The organism is Bacillus sp. BS98, from assembly GCF_008432245.1.
GTDB lineage: Bacteria > Bacillota > Bacilli > Bacillales > Bacillaceae_G > Bacillus_A > Bacillus_A toyonensis.
The window spans coordinates 3,706,474-3,725,100 of sequence record NZ_CP043830.1; the positions used below are offsets into that span (position 1 = coordinate 3,706,474).

The following is an 18,627-nucleotide window of genomic DNA, read 5'->3' on the forward strand; positions in this document are numbered from 1 at the left end:
TATAAAAAGACGACCGCGTTCCCCCGCAGTCGTCTTTTTTCATATTACGCTGTGATCCAAGCTTCGTTAGCTGGATTTTTACGCCACTCTTGTAATTTTTTCGTTTCAGCTTGTCCGATCATACCTTTTTCTGCTGCTACTTCAGTTAATGCACTGTAGTCGCTTAAAGAGTATGATGCTACGTTAGCTGCTTCTAGTTTTTCTTTTCCTGCTTCTAACTCGTATGTGAAGATTGATACGATTCCTAATACTTCACAGCCTGCTTCGCGAAGTGCTTCTACACATGTAATTGCACTACCACCAGTTGAAATTAAGTCTTCTACTACTACAACTTTTTGACCTTTTTCAGCTTTTCCTTCAATTTGATTCCCTTTACCGTGGCCTTTTGCTTTACTACGTACGTAGCACATTGGTAAATTCATACGATCGCTTACCCATGCAGCGTGCGCAATACCAGCAGTTGCTGTTCCTGCAATAACTTCTACAGTTGGGAAGTGCTCTTTAATTAACTCTTCTAATCCAGCTGCAATCGCTTGACGTACTTTTGGATAAGATAAAGTTAAACGGTTATCACAATAAATTGGTGATTTCATACCTGAAGACCAAGTGAATGGATCATTCGGTTGTAAAAATACTGCTCCAATTTCTAATAAATGCGATGCGATTTCTTTTTTCATACTGTTACACCTTCCCACTGTTGTTTTACTGTTTTATACGCTTCAAGCGGATTTTCTGCTTTTGTAATACTACGCCCAACTACGATGTAGCTTGAGCCAAGTTCCCTCGCACGTTTCGGTGTTGCTACGCGCACCTGATCATTCACATCATCGCTTGCAAGACGGATCCCCGGTGTTACTGTTACAAATTCATTCCCGCATACTTCACGTAATTTTGGAACTTCAAGCGTTGAGCAAACAACGCCATCAAGTCCACTTTCTTTCGTTAATTTTGCATAATGAGCAACCGCTTCTTCTAACGTTTTCTCAATGCCGATCTCTTTTTTCATCATAGCTTCCGAAGTGCTTGTTAGTTGTGTAACTGCAATACAAATCGGTCTCTCTTTTCCTTCTTGCTTACCTTCCTCTAATCCCTCAATCGCAGCTTTCATCATACTGCTTCCCCCAGCAGCATGAACATTTACCATATCAACATCTAGACTAGCTAGGCTACGCATAGCGCTTTTTACTGTATTCGAAATATCATGAAGTTTTAAATCTAGAAAGATTTTATGTCCTTTTTCTTTTAAGTACGTAATAATCGCAGGGCCTTCTTTGTAAAATAACTCCATACCAACTTTGACAAATAACTCTTCCCCTTCAAAGTGGCGCAAGAATTGTTCTACATCTTGTTTCCCCGGAAAATCTAGTGCAACGATTAACGACTGTGACATGTTTGCTTCCAGCTCCTTCCTTGACATTCCGAAATGTGATCAAATCCTAATTCATCTAGTAATGCTGGTAACTCTTCAATAATTGTCGGACATACGAACGGATCTATGAAGTTCGCTGTACCTACTGCAACTGCGCTTGCACCAGCGTAGAAGAACTCAATTACATCTTCTGCTGACTCAATACCACCCATTCCGATAATTGGAATGTTAACCGCTTGGCTTACTTCATGTACCATACGAATTGCTACTGGCTTAATCGCAGGACCTGATAGTCCGCCCGTACGGTTTGCTAAAATTGGTTGGGCTGTTTTTAAATCTAGACGCATACCAAGCAATGTATTAATCATCGTTAAACCATCTGCACCTGCATTTTCAATCGCTTTTGCAATTTCCACAATGTTTGCCACGTTCGGTGACAATTTCACGTATACAGGTACTTCAGAAACCTCTTTTACTCGCTTCGTTAAATCAGCAGCAATTTCAGGATTTGTACCAAAAGCGATACCACCTGTTTTTACGTTCGGACAAGAAATATTTAATTCTAGTGCATGGACATTAGGCGCTTTAGAAATTTCCTTTGCAACTGCTACGTAATCCTCAGCTTGTGAGCCCGCAACATTCGCAATGATTGGAAGATCAAATTGTTCTAACCATGGTAATTCAGAATTCATTACTTTTTCTAAACCTGGGTTTTGAAGTCCGATTGCATTTAACATGCCGCCTGGTGTTTCAGCAACACGAGGCGTCGGATTTCCATAACGTGGTTGTTCTGTCGTCGCTTTAATCATGATTGATCCTAGTACACTTAAATCGTAAAACTGTGCATATTCACGACCAAATCCAAAGCATCCAGATGCTGGTATAATTGGATTTTTTAATGACAATCCTGGTAATTCAACTTGCAATCTGTTCATAGTACAACCTCCCCAATTGGAAATACCGGTCCGTCGCTACACACCTTCTTATAAGAATGTCCACTTGGATCTTCTTGTAAGTGGCATACACATGCGAAACAAGCTCCAATACCACAACCCATACGTTCTTCTAATGAAATATAGGCTTTTTTCTCTTTGTAACGTCCTTCTAATGCACGAAGCATCGCTAACGGGCCACATGAATAAAGAATGTCAAAGTCGATTCCGTAATTATCAATTACATCTGTAACAAATCCCTTTGTACCGTGTGTGCCGTCTACTGTTGCAACGTACGTATCACCAAGTTCTGCAAATTTTTCTTCATAGAAAACAACTTCTTTCGTTTGAAAACCTAAGATGTGAATCACACGTACACCTTTTGCAACGAGGCGCTGTGATAATTCATAAAGTGGTGGTACCCCAATTCCCCCGCCTACTAATAAAGCCGTTTGTCCTGTTTCTGCTTCTTCTACAGGAAAACCGTGTCCTAGTGGTCCTAGTACATCTACCATTTCACCTTGTTTTCTAGTTGCTAATGTTTTTGTCCCTTGTCCTTCCGTACGATATAGCATTGTAAACTCGTTCTTCTCTTGATCTACATTACAAATACTAATCGGGCGGCGCAGAAGGGGCGCAATGCCCTCTGCTACCTTAATGTGTACAAACTGCCCTGGTTCGTTCATTTGCTGTACTAACGTTCCTTGAAGCACTAATTCGTAAATGTTTTTTGCGATTTCTTTTTGGTTAACGACGATCATATTTTGCTTTTGCATCATGCATGTACCACCTCGTGACGCTTTGTTTGCGTAATTTCTTTCATTGAATGAGCTGAGAATGTCATAGATTCTAATACTCGTAAGATTGCTCTCGTTGTATCAAGTGATGTTAAGCAAGCCACACCGTTTTCTACTGATTCACGGCGAATGCGGAAACCATCACGCGCTGGTTGTTTTCCTTTTGTTAATGTATTGATTACAAACTGTGCTTTTCCTTGGCGGATAATATCTAGTAAGTTGTAGTCTTCAGAATCAATTTTGTTTACAACTTGTACTGGGATATTTTGCTCTGCTAATGTTTGTGCCGTTCCAGCTGTTGCTAATAAGTTATAGCCGATTTCATGGAAACGTTTTGCAATTTCCATCGCCTCTTCTTTATCTTTATCCGCTACAGTGATGATTACGGATCCGTGCGTTGGGATGTTAATTCCTGAGGCAACTAGCCCTTTGTATAATGCTTTTTCAAGCGTTAAGTCTTTCCCCATTACTTCCCCTGTTGATTTCATTTCAGGTCCTAATGTTGTATCAACTGAGCGTAGTTTCGCAAATGAGAATACTGGTGCTTTTACATACACTTCTTTCTCTTCTGGGTGATAGCCCGTTCCGTATCCTTGCTCTATTAGGTTTTGACCTAAAATAACTTTCGTTGCAACATTCGCCATCGGTACGCCTGTAATTTTACTTAAGAATGGTACTGTACGGCTCGCACGTGGGTTTACTTCAATTACATACACTTGATCTTTGAATACTACAAACTGGATATTTAGTAACCCAACAATGTTTAATCCTTTTCCAAGTGCAATTGTATGTTCAATAATTTGTTCTTTTAGTTCGTCAGATAAGCTTTGTGGTGGATATACTCCAATTGAATCCCCAGAGTGAACTCCAGCGCGTTCAATATGTTCCATAATACCTGGAATGAACACATTCTCACCGTCTGAAATTGCATCTACTTCAATTTCTTTACCAACCATGTAACGGTCGATTAATACCGGATGCTCTGCATGAACTTTAACTGCATTTTTCATGTAGTGCAGTAGTTCTTCTTGACGATATACGATTTCCATCGCACGTCCACCTAGTACGTAAGATGGTCTTACTAATACTGGGTAACCAATTTCTTCAGCGATTGCTACCGCTTGTTCTACAGTTGTTGCTGTTTTACCAACTGGTTGCGGGATTCCTAATTTTGTTAATGCAGCTTCGAATTTATCTCGATCTTCTGCGCGGTCTAAATCTTCAAGTGATGTTCCTAAAATTTTCACACCGTGTTCTTCTAATTTCGCCGCTAAGTTAATTGCCGTTTGTCCACCGAATTGTACGATAACACCTTCTGGCTTTTCTAAATCGATAATGTGCATTACATCTTCAATCGTTAATGGTTCAAAGTATAATTTGTCAGAAATACTGAAGTCTGTTGAAACTGTTTCTGGGTTGTTATTTACAATGATTGCCTCATATCCAGCTTCTTTAATTGCCCATACAGAGTGAACTGTTGCGTAGTCAAACTCAACACCTTGACCGATACGGATTGGACCAGACCCTAGTACAACCACACTCTTACGATCTGTTATAACCGATTCATTCTCGTCACCGTATGTGCTGTAGTAGTAAGGTGTTGCAGATTCAAACTCTGCCGCACAAGTATCTACCATTTTATAAACAGGAGTCATATTACTTTCTTTACGCATATCGTAAATTTCACGCTCTGTTTTGTTCCAAGCATTGGCGATGTAATGATCACTGAATCCCATTTCTTTTGCAGATTGTAACACTTCCATATTTCCTGCATTTTCTTTTACTTCGTGTTCCATGTTTACGATGTTTTCAATTTTTTGTAAGAAGAAGAAGTCCATTTCACACCATGAATTAATTTCTTCTTTCGTTACACCTTGACGGATTGCTTCTGCTACAACGAACAGACGCTCATCGTCAGCTTTTATAATACGTTTTTTCATTGTTTCTTTATCAAGTTCTTTTAAATGGTCTAATTCTAAGTGATAAATCCCTAGCTCTAAAGAACGAACCGCTTTTAATAATGATTGCTCTAAGTTACGTCCAATTGACATAACTTCACCAGTTGCCTTCATTTGTGTACCAAGCGTTCTGTTTGCTGATTCGAACTTATCAAATGGCCAACGTGGAATTTTTGAAACGACATAGTCTAATGCTGGCTCGAAGCAAGCGTATGTTTTTTGTGTTACTGGATTTACAATTTCATCTAATGTTAAACCGACTGCAATTTTCGCTGCTAACTTCGCAATTGGATATCCAGTTGCTTTAGATGCTAGTGCAGATGAACGACTCACACGCGGATTTACTTCGATTACATAGTATTGGAAGCTATGCGGATCTAGTGCGAGCTGTACGTTACAGCCACCTTCGATTCCTAATGCACGAATAATTCGTAATGAAGTGTTTCGTAACATTTGATACTCACGGTCACTTAATGTTTGACTCGGTGCTACAACGATTGAATCACCTGTGTGAACCCCAACTGGATCGATATTTTCCATGTTACATACTACAATCGCGTTATCATTCGAATCACGCATTACTTCATATTCAATTTCCTTACAACCAGCAATGCTCTTTTCTAATAAACATTGTGTCACTGGACTATGTTTTAATCCACCTGATACGATTTCAATTAGTTCTTCTTCATTACTACAGATTCCGCCACCTGTTCCCCCCATTGTAAATGCTGGGCGAACAATAACTGGATAACCAATTTCTTTTACAAATTCATGTGCTTCTTCTAGCGTATGAATAATGGTACTAGATGGAATTGGTTCATTTAATTCCTGCATTAATGTACGGAATAAATCACGATCTTCCGCTTGCTCAATTGCTGATAATTTTGTTCCTAAAATTTCAACTCCGCATTCTTCAAGTATGCCTGATTTCGCAAGTTCAACAGCCATATTTAGGCCTGTTTGACCACCTAATGTTGGTAGGATTGCATCTGGACGTTCTTTACGAATGATACGGCTTACGAATTCTAATGTTAATGGTTCTATATATACTTTATCTGCTGTTGCAGTATCTGTCATAATTGTTGCTGGGTTAGAGTTAACAAGGATTACTTTGTAACCTTCTTCTCTAAGAGATTGACAAGCTTGTGTACCAGAGTAATCAAACTCTGCTGCTTGCCCAATTACAATTGGTCCTGATCCGATTACTAAAATTGTGTTAATGTCTAGGCGTTTTGGCATAACTCTTCCCCTTCTTTCTTGAAGTTTTCAATCATTTCTAAGAAATCTTCGAATAAATCATTTGCATCTTCTGGTCCCGCTGAAGCTTCTGGATGGTATTGTACTGTAAATGCTGGAAACTTCGTATGACGAAGACCTTCTACTGTTCCATCATTTAAAGCAACATGTGTAATTTCAAGATTTGTATTTTCAACTGACTCTTCTTCTACTGCGTATCCATGGTTTTGGGAAGTAATTGCTACTTTTCCAGTTGCAAGATTTTTTACTGGATGATTTAAACCACGATGACCGAACTTCAACTTACTTGTATTTGCACCAGATGCTAATGCGAATAACTGATGTCCTAAGCAAATCCCGAATAAAGGAACTTTACCGATAATGTCTTTTAACATTTCAATTGCTTCTGGTACATCTTTTGGATCCCCAGGTCCATTACTTAACATAATTCCATCTGGGCTAAGGCGTAAAATCTCTTCTGCTGTTGTATTGTAAGGTACTACAATTACATCACAGTCACGCTTATTTAATTCTCTTAAAATACCATGTTTCATTCCGAAGTCTACAAGTACAACTCGATGACCACGGCCTGGGCTTGGGTATGGGTCTTTCGTTGATACGCGTTTTACATGATCTGTAAATACTGTCGCTTTTAATTGGCCCACAATGTACTCTACATCTGCATCCATGTTACAAAGTCGTCCGCGTAATGTACCGTATTGACGAATTTTTCTCGTTAATTTTCTCGTATCAATTCCTGCTAATCCTGGAATTTTTCTTTCTTTTAAGTAATCATTTAACGAAATTTCATTACGGAAGTTTGATGGATGATCACAAATTTCATTTACGATTAAACCATTTACAGATGGGTGAATGGATTCAAAATCGTCACGGTTAATGCCGTAGTTTCCGATTAATGGGTACGTAAATGTTACGATTTGACCGCAATATGATGGATCAGATAATGTTTCTTGATATCCAGTCATTCCTGTTGTAAATACAACCTCACCTGACTTTTCGATTTCGCCTCCGAAACCTTTTCCAATTAATACTGTTCCATCTTCTAAGATAAGTTGTCTTTTCATACTAATGCACTCTCCTTTTGCCATGCGATCTTACCGCCAACGATTGTCATTACCGGCCATCCTTGGCATTTCCAACCTGCGAATGGTGTATTTTTTCCTTTTGATAAGAATGTTGTTGGATCAATCTCTTCTTCTTGTTCTAAATCAATGATTGTAATATCAGCTACTCTACCTTCTTTCAGGCGACCTGCTTCTAAACCGAATGTATCAGCTGGTTTTTCTGTTAAGAATTGAATTAACTGTTCTAATGTAATAATTCCTTTTTTCACAAGGTTTGTGTATAGAAGTGGGAATGCTGTTTCAAAACCAGTAATTCCGAATGGTGCTCTTTCAATTCCTTGTGCTTTCTCTTCCGCTGTATGCGGTGCATGGTCAGTTGCGATCATATCGATCGTTCCATCTAATAGCCCTTCAATTAACGCTGCGTGGTCTTCTTTTCCACGAAGCGGTGGGTTCATTTTAAAGTTAGGATCAGCTGATGGGATATCATCTTCACATAACACTAAGTGATGCGGTGTTACTTCTGCTGTTACTTTAATTCCAGCACGTTTTGCATCACGGATTACACGTACAGACCCTTTCGTACTTACGTGACATACGTGATAGTGACAATCTGCCGCCTCAGCAAGCAGTATATCCCTTGCAATATGTACAGATTCACATACTGATGGGATACCGTTTAATCCGTGTTTCTCAGAAAACTTCCCTTCATGTACACAACCTTTATTAATAAGTGTATTTTCTTCACAGTGTGCAACTACTGCCATATTCAACTTCGCTGCACGCTTCATAGCAGCTAGCATCATGCTCGCATCTTGTACGCCTACTCCATCATCAGTGAAAGCGAATGCTCCAAGCTCTTTTAACGTTTCGAAATCTGTCATTTCAGAACCTGCTTGACGTACTGTAATTGCTCCATATGGTAATACATTTACGTGTGCTTTTTCTTTAATACGTTTTTGTAAGTCTTCCATATGTTCCCTGCAATCTGGTACTGGACGTGTATTTGGCATTGCGCAAATTGTAGTGAATCCACCTTTTGCCGCTGCTAGTGTGCCTGTTGCAATTGTTTCTTTATGTTCACCACCTGGCTCACGAAGATGTACATGTACATCTACTAATCCAGGTGCGATTAACTTTCCGTTCACATCGATTACTTCAGCATTATCTGCCGTAATATTTTCTGCTACTTTCGCAATTTTACCGTCTTGTACGAGAAGATCTGTTGCTACGATTATTCCTTCTTCATTCATATAACGACCATTTTTAAACAAATAATTCATGTTTCATTCCTCCTAATACATTTGGTAAGGCGCGTTTTAGTACAGCCATTCTTACGTAAACTCCATTTTCCATTTGTTTAAATATGCGTGAACGCTCACACTCAACAAGTTCACTTGCAATTTCCACATCCCGGTTGAAAGGAGCTGGATGCATAATAATGCTTCCTTCTTTCATACGTTTTTCTCTTTCAAGCGTTAATCCGTGTTTTTCATGATACTCTTTCATAATGTCTGTTTCATAATGATCATGACGCTCATGCTGTACACGAAGTAACATCATTACATCAACTTCTGGAACTAGCTCATCTAAGTTTTTGTACGTTCCAAATGTGTTTTTTTCATCTTTCCACTCTTCTGGGCTTGCAAAATAAATCGTTGCCCCAAGCTTCGTTAATGTTTCAGCATTGGATCGTGCTACTCGGCTATGGCGAATATCTCCAACAATTGCAATCTTTAAACCTTCAAAACTTCCAAACTCTTGTTTAATTGTTAGAAGGTCGAGCAGACATTGCGTTGGATGATTTCCGCATCCATCTCCAGCATTTAAGATTGGAATGTTTACTTGATCTTTTAGCTCATCGAAGTAACGATCTTGCTCGTGGCGGATGACTACCGCTTTTGTTCCGATTGATTCCAGTGTTTTTATCGTGTCGTATAACGTTTCTCCTTTTTGTACGCTAGATGAATCTGCTGAAAAGTTTAATACGTCAAGTCCTAATCTCTTCTCAGCAACTTCGAAGCTAAATCTCGTTCTCGTACTATTCTCAAAGAACAAGTTCGCAACAAAAGTTTGCTCTGTTGTTTTGCTCTCTTTCCCATTCGCGAAATCTTCTGCGTCTTTTAGGATTTCTGAAATTTCTAGTTCCGATAATTCACTCATCGTTAACAAATGGCTCATCGTCATCCCTCGTCTTTCTAATTTTTATGATAGCATTTATGGATATTTATAACAACATTTGAATAAAAATACCCTAGTCATGTGAGACTAGGGTGCAAGGAAGAAGCCACCCTTTTCTGTCTCACAGGACTGAATTAAAAGGTTGTTTTTATGAAGCAATCTGCTTAGATTGTTTTATTTGTTTCGTTTCTGGTAGTAGTAGATTTAACAGTACACCTACAATTGCTGCTAGTGCCATTCCTTCTACTTGGAACGATTCTCCTACGTGAAGTACCGCTCCGCCAATACCAATTACTAGTATAACTGATGCAATCATTAAGTTTCGTTTGTCACTTAAATCTGTTCTATCATCTACCATCATGCGTAAACCACTTGATGCGATTACACCGAATAGTAAGATTGATACACCACCCATAACTGGTGTTGGAATCGAGTGGATCAGTGCTGAAATCTTCCCGATAAATCCAAACATGATTGCGAATACTGCTGAACCGATGAATAAGTATACACTATACGCTCTCGTAATTGCTAGCACACCGATGTTTTCACCGTATGTTGTATTCGGTGGTCCACCGATTAGTGATGCGATTAATGTTGCTACCCCATCCCCAAAGATTGAACGGTGTAAACCTGGTTTTTCAATTAAATCTCTTTTAATAACATTTCCAAGTACAATTTGATGTCCGATATGTTCTGAAATTGTTACTAGTGCTACTGGCACCATTAAGAGTACAATCTTCCACGAAAACTCTGGTGTGTATGTTACAAACGGTACTGTGAAATCAGGTACGACAAACCATTTCGCCTCAGCTACCGGTTTTAAATCTACTAGCCCTTGGAAGTAAGCGAAGATATATCCGCCGATGATTCCAAGTAACACCGGTATGATGCTGAAAAATCCTCTTCCAAATATGGAGCAAATGATTGTAATTGCTAATGTTACTAGTGCTACTGAAAAGTGTGTAATGCTATATTTACCATCCGCACCGTTCATCGCCATGTTCACTGCTGTATGTGCTAAAGCTAAACCGATTACCATTACTACCGGACCAACTACGATTGGCGGCAGTAATTTCATAATCCACGCTGATCCAGATTTCTTAATTCCGATTGAAATTAAGATGTACACCATTCCTGCAAGTAAGCCACCAAGCATCGCTGCTCCGGGGCCACCTGCTGTTTTTGCTGCAATAATCGGTGCGATAAAGGCGAATGATGATCCTAAATACGCAGGTACTTGACCTTTCGTTATAAGAAGAAACGCTAGCGTTCCTAATCCACTTGATATTAACGCTACTGACGGATTCAATCCTGTTAAAAATGGAACAAGCACTGTTGATCCAAACATCGCGAACAAATGTTGTATACTTAAAAATAACCATTTTCCCGGTTTCGGTACTTCATTAACGTCTAACACTGGCTTTTGTTCCATTGTTACATCCTCCTTCAGTTTAAATCTTTGCAATAAAAAAACTCTTTGTGCCTGTGCACAAAGAGTCCTATACTTTCGTATGCCAAATTCGACATATGAAAGCCAAGACCCTTTGGCAGCCTCACAGGACTACATTTAAAAGGGCTTTACTTATCGTATATACTTACTCGATCTTGTTGATCTGTCTCTTGCAAATCAACTTCGATACGCTCTTCACTTGATGTTGGAATGTTCTTTCCTACATAATCAGCGCGAATTGGTAATTCACGATGTCCTCTATCTACAAGAACAGCTAATTGAATTTGTGATGGTCTTCCTAAATCCATAAGAGCATCCATCGCAGCTCGAACTGTTCTTCCTGTATACAATACATCATCTACAAGGATTACTTTTTTCTTCGTAATATCTACTGGAATATCTGAACCTTTTACTAGTGGTTCTTTATTCTTTGATTGAAGTGTTAAGTCATCACGATATAAAGTTATATCTAACTCTCCTACTTCCATCTCTTTTCCTTCAATTTGACCAATTCGTTCTGCCAAACGTTGTGCAATAAAAATTCCACGTGTTTTAATTCCGACAAGAACACAATTATCCACACCTTTATTTCGTTCCACGATTTCATGACTAATTCGTGTTAAAGCGCGGCGAATCATTTGGTCATCTAAAACGACAGCTTTTTCCTGCATGCTCTACACCTCCAAGCTATTTTTCTTGCGTGAGAGTAATGGTATAAAAAAAGTCCTCTCAGCGTGTGCGAGAGGACTTTTGAAAAAAGGGTACAACATACCCTAAGTATTTCAAACCGTTACCTTCTCAACCTCACGGGGCTGTGTTAAAGGATCATTATTTAACTGTTGTCAGTATCTCAGTTTTCTCATGATTTGTCAATACTATTTCCGTAAAATATTTAAAGTCTCTTCAAACACTTCTGGAATCGGTGCCTCAAACTGAATATATTCACCAGTACGAGGGTGGTCAAATCCTAAAATACCTGCATGAAGTGCCTGTCCATTCATGTCTAATGTTTTCTTTGGTCCATACTTTGGATCTCCTGCAAGTGGATAGCCAATATATTTCATATGAACACGAATTTGGTGTGTACGTCCTGTTTCTAAGCGACATTCTACAAGTGTGAAATCTTTGAAACGATCTAACACTTGGAAATGCGTAACAGCATGCTTACCATTTTCATCAACTGTCATACTTTGACGTTCTTTCTTATCACGAGCAATCGGAGCATCAATCGTTCCCTTATCATGCGGAATAACACCGTGTACAATCGCTTTGTAACGTCTTGTTACTGTTTTTGCTACAAGTTGATTTACAAGTGATTCGTGTGCCATATCATTTTTAGCAACCATTAATAGGCCAGATGTATCTTTATCAATACGATGCACGATACCAGGACGCATTACACCGTTAATGCCTGATAAATCTGTACAATGATGCATAAGACCATTCACAAGTGTGCCACTTGTATGACCTGGTGCTGGATGTACAACCATACCACGTGGCTTATTTACAACAAGTACATCTGCATCTTCATAATAAATTTCTAAGTTCATATCTTCCGCTTGAATATCTAACTCTTCCGGATCAGGAATCGTTACTGTAATTTCATCATTTTCTTTAACTTTATAATTTACTTTTACCGATTTCCCATTCACTGTTACAACATCATCTTTAATCCATTGCTGTACTTGTGAACGTGACCATTCACTGTTAATTTCTGCAACGAATTTATCGATTCGCTCACTTTTTTGTTCTTCTGCAACTGTTACCTGTACTACTTCACTCATTCAATTACTCCTTCGTTTTCTTGCCTTCTAATAATGTTTGAATAATAATTAATACAACACCAATACATAACGCTGAATCAGCTACATTGAATACTGGATAGTTGTACGAGAAAATATACACGTGAATAAAATCCACTACTTCTTGTCTAAATACACGATCAATAAAGTTACCAATTGCTCCACCTAAAATTAGACCTAATGAAATTCCTAGAAGCTTGTCTGTTTTTGCATATTTTTTCATATACATTACGATAAATACTACAAAGACAACCGTAATAATGTAGAAAAACCACATTTTATTTTCTAAAATCCCCCAGGCAGCTCCTCTATTTCGATGTGATGTTATGTATAATACATTATCGATTATCGGAATGCTCATACCCAATTCCAAGTTCTTTACAATTAGCCACTTCGATATTTGATCGATGGCAATGACAAATAACGCTATTACATAATATATCATTTTCATTTCCCCCACAAAGACAGTGTACCTCAAAATTTTAGCATAGCTGCTACCTTTTCACAATGAACCTTTATAGAAGAATAAAATAAATTAAAAAAAGGTAATATAATATCGTTGTGCGTATTCATACATTTACCTTTTCATAGAAAAATTCATGAATCGTACGGGCAGTCGGCATTGTTTTCATTTGCTTTGTCGAAATTACTCTCCCCGTCTCTTCACAAATACCGTACATATCTATTTCCATTTTAAATAATGCGCGTTCTACATCCTTTAAGTCCTCTTTTATATCATGTAATAGCAATTTTTTCTTTATCTCTTCCTTAATTTCATATCCAAGCTCTTGGCTGAACTCAGCATCATATTTGTGCATTACTTCTTTAGCTAGTCTCTCTTGCAACTCTTTTCTCATCAATTGCAATTCTTCTTTTATTTCCATGTAAATTTCATTCACGTGTACATTCCTCCTAGCTGTAATGTACAGTTAGTGTGTCCGAAATTTATTTGCTTACCTCACACACATTTTTCCTTCACAGGAAAGAGCCTGAAAGTTATTTCGATATACCATCAATAAAAAAACTGACTGCATCAATAGCAGTCAGTTTTTTTATTATTTTACATAGTTTTCTTTAACAACTGATGCACAACGCTCACATAATGTTTCATGTTCAGCATCTTTACCAATTGTTTCTGAAACTACCCAACAACGTTCGCATGTTTCACCAGTTGCTTGAGAAACGACAACCGCTGTATGCTCATACTTAGGCGCATCTGCTGGAGCTTCTTCCATCATACCACCAAGTTTATATTCAGAAACGATGAATAATTGCTTCAAGTCTTCGCTAATAGACTCTAACATTACTTTCATTTCTGCAGTTGGATAAAGAGTAATGCTCGCATTTAATGACTTACCAATTACTTTCTCATTACGAGCTACTTCTAACGCTTTTAATACGTCATCACGTAATGTCATAAATGCATCCCATTTCGCTTTTAACGCTTCCGAACCCTCTACTTCTGTAGCTTCCGGCATGTTAGTTAACTGTACGCTTTCTTCTGTTACACCTGGAACATATGGCCATACTTCATCAGCTGTATGAGGTAAGATTGGTGTTACAAGTTTCGTTAATGCAACAAGAACGTCATATAATACAGTTTGAATTGCACGACGATCCGCGTGATTTGCACCTTCAATGTATAAAATGTCTTTTGCAAAGTCTAAGTAGAATGAACTTAGATCAATTGTACAGAAGTTGTGAATAGCATGATATACAGCAGCAAAGTCATATGTTTCATATGCTTCTTTTACTTTTGTAATTAAGTCATTTAACTTCACTAACATGTAACGATCTACTTCACGAAGTTCAGCTACCGCTACTGTGTTTTCACTTGGCTTAAAGTCATCTAAGTTGCCTAATAAGAAACGGAATGTGTTACGGATTTTACGATACACTTCTGCTACTTGTTTTAAAATATCATCTGAAATACGTACGTCAGATTGATAGTCAACAGATGATACCCATAAACGTAAAATATCTCCGCCTAATTGATCCATAATTTTCTTCGGTACGACGATGTTTCCAATCGACTTACTCATTTTACGTCCTTCACCATCTAGTACGAAACCATGGCTTAGTACGCCTTTATATGGAGCTTTACCTGTTACAGCAACTGCTGTTGATAATGAAGAGTTAAACCAACCACGATATTGGTCAGATCCTTCTAAATATAAATCAGCTGGACGTTGTAAGTCATCGCGCTCTTCTAATACCGCTTGGTGAGATGAACCTGAGTCGAACCATACATCCATGATATCTGTTTCTTTACGGAATTCACCATTTGGGCTACCTGGATGTGTAAATCCTTCTGGTAATAAATCTTTCGCTTCACGCTCAAACCATACGTTAGAACCGTGTTCACGGAATAAATCTGCTACATGGTTAATTGTTTCATCTGTAATAATTGGATCACCATTCTCAGCATAGAATACAGGAATTGGCACACCCCATGCACGCTGACGAGAAATACACCAGTCACCACGGTCACGAACCATGTTATGAAGACGAGTTTCGCCCCATGCTGGTACCCATTTCGTTTCCGCAACAGCTTCTAATAACTCTTTACGAAATGCTTCAATAGATGCAAACCACTGTGCTGTCGCACGGAAAATAATTGGTTTTTTCGTTCTCCAATCATGTGGGTATGAATGCGTAATGAATGTTAGTTTCAGTAACGCGCCTACTTCTTCTAATTTTTCTGTAATTGGCTTGTTAGCTTTATCATAGAATAAGCCTTCAAATCCAGGTGCTTCATTTGTTAATACACCTTTATCATCAACTGGGCAAAGTACTTCTAATCCATACTTTTTACCAACAACGAAGTCATCTTCCCCATGTCCTGGTGCTGTATGAACACAACCTGTACCTGCATCTGTTGTTACGTGATCTCCTAGCATAACTAATGAATCACGCTCGTAGAATGGGTGTTTTGCAACTGTATACTCAAGTTCGCTACCTTTTACCGTTTTCACAACTTCAGCTTTTTCCCACTCTAACGTTTTTGCAGCTGTCTCAAATAATTCAGAAGCGATAATATATTTCTCGTCATTTACTTTTACAATGCTATATTCAAGCTCTGGATGAACAGAAATACCTAAGTTCGCAGGTAATGTCCAAGGAGTTGTTGTCCAAATGATAAATTTCTCATCACCTTCTAATACGTTCTTTCCGTCTTTTACAGGGAACGCTACATAAATAGATGCTGATTTTTTATCTTGGTATTCAATTTCAGCTTCTGCTAAAGCAGACTCACTTGTTGGAGACCAGTAAACTGGTTTTTGCCCTTTATAGATGTAACCTTTTTTCGCCATATCACCAAACACTTTAATTTGTTGTGCTTCATAAGCTGGCTCTAAAGTAATATATGGATTATCCCAATCTGCACGTACACCTAGGCGCTTAAATTGTTCACGTTGACGTTCTACTTGTTCATATGCATACTCTGCACATAACTTACGGAACTCAGCAACTGTCATTTCTTTACGTTTTACACCTTTATTCGTTAACGCTTGTTCGATTGGTAAACCGTGCGTATCCCAACCTGGAACATATGGTGCACTGAAACCAGTCATTGACTTATAGCGAACAATAAAGTCTTTTAACACTTTATTTAATGCATGTCCCATATGAATGTCACCATTCGCATATGGAGGTCCATCATGCAACACAAATAAAGGACGGCCTTTTGTATGTTCTTGTACTTTTTCATAAATATTCATTTCAGCCCATTTTTCTTGCATTGCAGGCTCACGTTTTGGTAAATTCCCACGCATTGGGAACTCTGTTTTTGGCATCAGTAATGTATTTTTGTACTCCATGCTCAATTCCTCCTTACATGTATAAAAGAAATACTTAAAAAACGGAATAAAAAAGAGACCTTCTCATCCCAAAAAGGGACGAGAAAGTCTCCCGCGGTACCACCCTAGTAGATTCTATACATATGTATAAAACCCTCTTTATATTCTTAACGCGAATACACGCCTACGCTTACTCTATTTGTTCAGCGCGGAACTCCAGGGTGATATTCCCACTAATCTCCTTATCCTGAGCTTACACCGTCCTCAGTTCGCTATATAAGGTTTGAAAAGGTACTTATCCCTATCTTCGTTTTTCTTAATAAATATGTTGTTTAAAATTATATGTAATAATGAGAAAAACGTCAAGCTTACACTGTTTCTTCTTTTTTCAACAGCTCATCTACTTCGTCTTCTAACTCAATTAGTTTATCCCAATCATCGTTGTTTAGCATTTCAAGCTGTGTCTCTAATAACATACGGAAACGAGTTCGGAATACTTTCGCTTGTTTCTTTAGCTCTTCAATATCAAAAGCAACTTTTCTTGATTTTACTAAAGCTTCGTTAATGATACGATCTGCATTTTTTTCAGCTTCACGTACGATTAATTTCGCTTCTTTTTGCGCATTACGTTTTACTTCTTCCGCTGCTTCTTGTGCAACAACGATAGATTTGTTTAACGTATCTTCAATGTTAGAAAAATGATCTAACTTTCCTTCTAATTGCGCAACTTTTTCTTCTAAAGCTTTTTTCTCACGAATGACTAATTCATAATCTTTGATAATTTGATCAAGAAACTCATTTACTTGATCTTCATCATAGCCACGGAATCCGCGACCAAATTCTTTGTTATGAATATCTAATGGTGTTAACGGCACAACGCCACCTCCAAGTAGTTATCTAAATTTCCTCTTTCAATTATATCTTTTCTTCGACAAAATAGGAGGATTTCCTTCTAAAAAACCAATCATTTTAGTATACCATACAAAATTCTCCATTTGTCGCGTTTTGTTCTACCTTCTACAGAAAACAATTTACTTCGCCCATATCCTCTCACCGAAAACACATCTCCTGGATAACATTCATAAGAAGTTTGCTCTACTGTTTTCCAATTGACTTTTACTAAACCATTTTTTATGAAAGGTTGCACTTTCTGTCTGGATATATGTAACATTTCAGCCAACATAACATCTAAGCGAAGTGAAGAAACCGTTCCAGATTTCTCTCCCCACGTTTCATGAGTCTGTAGAATTTGTTCTCCTTGTACTGCTGATAAGGAGACTTTTACTTTCCCTATTGCTTGTAAGTTCATCTCAATGTAAGATACGATTTCTTTCGCAACTACAATTTGGGCACGATTTTCTTGAAGCAAAATATCACCACATTTTTCTCTCGTTAAACCAAGTGACATAAATGTACCTAATATTTGCCTATGTTCTAGCGTATAAAACTTGGAAGGATAGTCAATTTCTAATACTTCTACTTGAAATTCTTCTTCATTTAATTCTAGATAGTCTGGATAAATAAGTGCTCTTCTACGCTCTGCGTAAGGCGTTGCACCATCAAATTGCACAGCAACATCTCCTTGTCCAATTACCATAGAAACAATTTGTTGCTGTCTTGGATCAAGGAAATCTGTTAGTTTCACTTGATGGTACTCTGCTGCTCGCTTCCACTCTAGCACTTTATCTACAAAGACCTCTTCATCAGGTCTGAAATGTTCGTAAATGCTCATGTATTTAGCCTCTTATTACAAGAAATAGCTGAACAAACTGAACAAACCACTTTTAGCAAGTTTTAACGCAAAAATCGCAACGAGTGGAGAGATATCAATCATACCAAACGGCGGAATAAATCTGCGAAATGGTTCTAAATACGGTTCACAAATACGTGCAAGAAAATCTCCAAAAGTTGATTCCTTTGCACCAGGAAACCATGATAGGAGGATGTAAATGATAAGTGCCCACGAGTAAATCTCGATAGCAGTAAGTAAAACATTTAAAACGGTTGTCATGGCGTA

The 18,627-nt window shown here is 38.2% G+C and carries 17 protein-coding genes and 1 other annotated feature; all 17 genes read right to left on the reverse strand.

The features are described 5' to 3' along the window. Positions 1-44: 44 nt before the first annotated feature. Positions 45-677 carry an orotate phosphoribosyltransferase gene (gene pyrE, locus F0362_RS19045; protein ID WP_000711460.1) on the reverse strand — a complete coding sequence of 211 codons (633 nt, stop codon included), beginning with the start codon at positions 675-677 and terminating at the stop codon, positions 45-47. Continuing rightward, positions 674-1,390: an orotidine-5'-phosphate decarboxylase gene (gene pyrF / locus F0362_RS19050; protein WP_149889925.1), complete on the reverse strand. Its 717-nt coding sequence runs from the start codon at positions 1,388-1,390 to the stop codon at positions 674-676. The genes pyrE and pyrF overlap by 4 nt, the downstream gene beginning before the upstream one ends. After that, positions 1,375-2,304 (reverse strand): dihydroorotate oxidase B catalytic subunit, encoded by a 930-nt coding sequence (gene pyrD / locus F0362_RS19055; protein WP_001081058.1) that lies wholly within the window; start codon positions 2,302-2,304, stop codon positions 1,375-1,377. Before pyrD ends, pyrF begins: the two co-directional genes overlap by 16 nt. Beyond that, positions 2,301-3,080: a dihydroorotate oxidase B electron transfer subunit gene (gene pyrK, locus F0362_RS19060; RefSeq protein WP_000983367.1), complete on the reverse strand. Its 780-nt coding sequence runs from the start codon at positions 3,078-3,080 to the stop codon at positions 2,301-2,303. The genes pyrD and pyrK overlap by 4 nt, the downstream gene beginning before the upstream one ends. Beyond that, positions 3,077-6,295, reverse strand: coding sequence for a carbamoyl-phosphate synthase large subunit (gene carB / locus F0362_RS19065; RefSeq protein WP_001126140.1), 3,219 nt, complete (start codon positions 6,293-6,295; stop codon positions 3,077-3,079). The genes pyrK and carB overlap by 4 nt, the downstream gene beginning before the upstream one ends. Continuing rightward, positions 6,280-7,377, reverse strand: coding sequence for a carbamoyl phosphate synthase small subunit (locus tag F0362_RS19070; protein WP_000828663.1), 1,098 nt, complete (start codon positions 7,375-7,377; stop codon positions 6,280-6,282). The genes carB and F0362_RS19070 overlap by 16 nt, the downstream gene beginning before the upstream one ends. Further along, positions 7,374-8,660, reverse strand: a complete 1,287-nt coding sequence (gene pyrC, locus F0362_RS19075; RefSeq protein ID WP_001108362.1) for a dihydroorotase — start codon at positions 8,658-8,660, stop codon at positions 7,374-7,376. Before pyrC ends, F0362_RS19070 begins: the two co-directional genes overlap by 4 nt. Continuing rightward, positions 8,644-9,558 carry an aspartate carbamoyltransferase gene (pyrB, locus tag F0362_RS19080; protein WP_000018838.1) on the reverse strand — a complete coding sequence of 305 codons (915 nt, stop codon included), beginning with the start codon at positions 9,556-9,558 and terminating at the stop codon, positions 8,644-8,646. The genes pyrC and pyrB overlap by 17 nt, the downstream gene beginning before the upstream one ends. A gap of 148 nt (positions 9,559-9,706) precedes the next feature. Beyond that, a complete protein-coding gene (gene uraA / locus F0362_RS19085) occupies positions 9,707-10,990 on the reverse strand; it encodes a uracil permease (protein WP_000435917.1) in 1,284 nt (427 codons plus the stop codon). 146 nt (positions 10,991-11,136) lie between these two features. Further along, the gene (pyrR, locus tag F0362_RS19090; RefSeq protein WP_001156491.1) at positions 11,137-11,679 is read right to left on the reverse strand and encodes a bifunctional pyrimidine operon transcriptional regulator/uracil phosphoribosyltransferase; all 543 of its coding nucleotides are present in this window, start codon (positions 11,677-11,679) and stop codon (positions 11,137-11,139) included. Between the two features lie 204 nt (positions 11,680-11,883). Then, a complete protein-coding gene (locus F0362_RS19095) occupies positions 11,884-12,792 on the reverse strand; it encodes an RluA family pseudouridine synthase (protein WP_000005847.1) in 909 nt (302 codons plus the stop codon). Positions 12,793-12,796: 4 nt separating this feature from the next. Continuing rightward, a complete protein-coding gene (gene lspA, locus F0362_RS19100; RefSeq protein WP_000642173.1) occupies positions 12,797-13,255 on the reverse strand; it encodes a lipoprotein signal peptidase LspA in 459 nt (152 codons plus the stop codon). Between the two features lie 124 nt (positions 13,256-13,379). After that, a complete protein-coding gene (locus F0362_RS19105) occupies positions 13,380-13,709 on the reverse strand; it encodes a TraR/DksA C4-type zinc finger protein (RefSeq protein ID WP_001002952.1) in 330 nt (109 codons plus the stop codon). Between the two features lie 156 nt (positions 13,710-13,865). Then, on the reverse strand, positions 13,866-16,631 hold the full coding sequence (gene ileS2, locus F0362_RS19110; RefSeq protein ID WP_149889926.1) for an isoleucine--tRNA ligase: 2,766 nt from the start codon (positions 16,629-16,631) through the stop codon (positions 13,866-13,868). A 71-nt stretch (positions 16,632-16,702) separates the two neighbouring features. Continuing rightward, positions 16,703-16,927, reverse strand: a binding site (T-box leader). Between the two features lie 51 nt (positions 16,928-16,978). After that, positions 16,979-17,485: a septum site-determining protein DivIVA gene (gene divIVA, locus F0362_RS19115; protein ID WP_001131611.1), complete on the reverse strand. Its 507-nt coding sequence runs from the start codon at positions 17,483-17,485 to the stop codon at positions 16,979-16,981. 89 nt (positions 17,486-17,574) lie between these two features. Further along, complete coding sequence (locus F0362_RS19120; protein WP_000029703.1) at positions 17,575-18,342, reverse strand: YlmH family RNA-binding protein; 768 nt, start codon at positions 18,340-18,342, stop codon at positions 17,575-17,577. 15 nt (positions 18,343-18,357) lie between these two features. Next, positions 18,358-18,621, reverse strand: a complete 264-nt coding sequence (locus F0362_RS19125; RefSeq protein WP_000214326.1) for a YggT family protein — start codon at positions 18,619-18,621, stop codon at positions 18,358-18,360. Positions 18,622-18,627 lie beyond the last annotated feature (6 nt).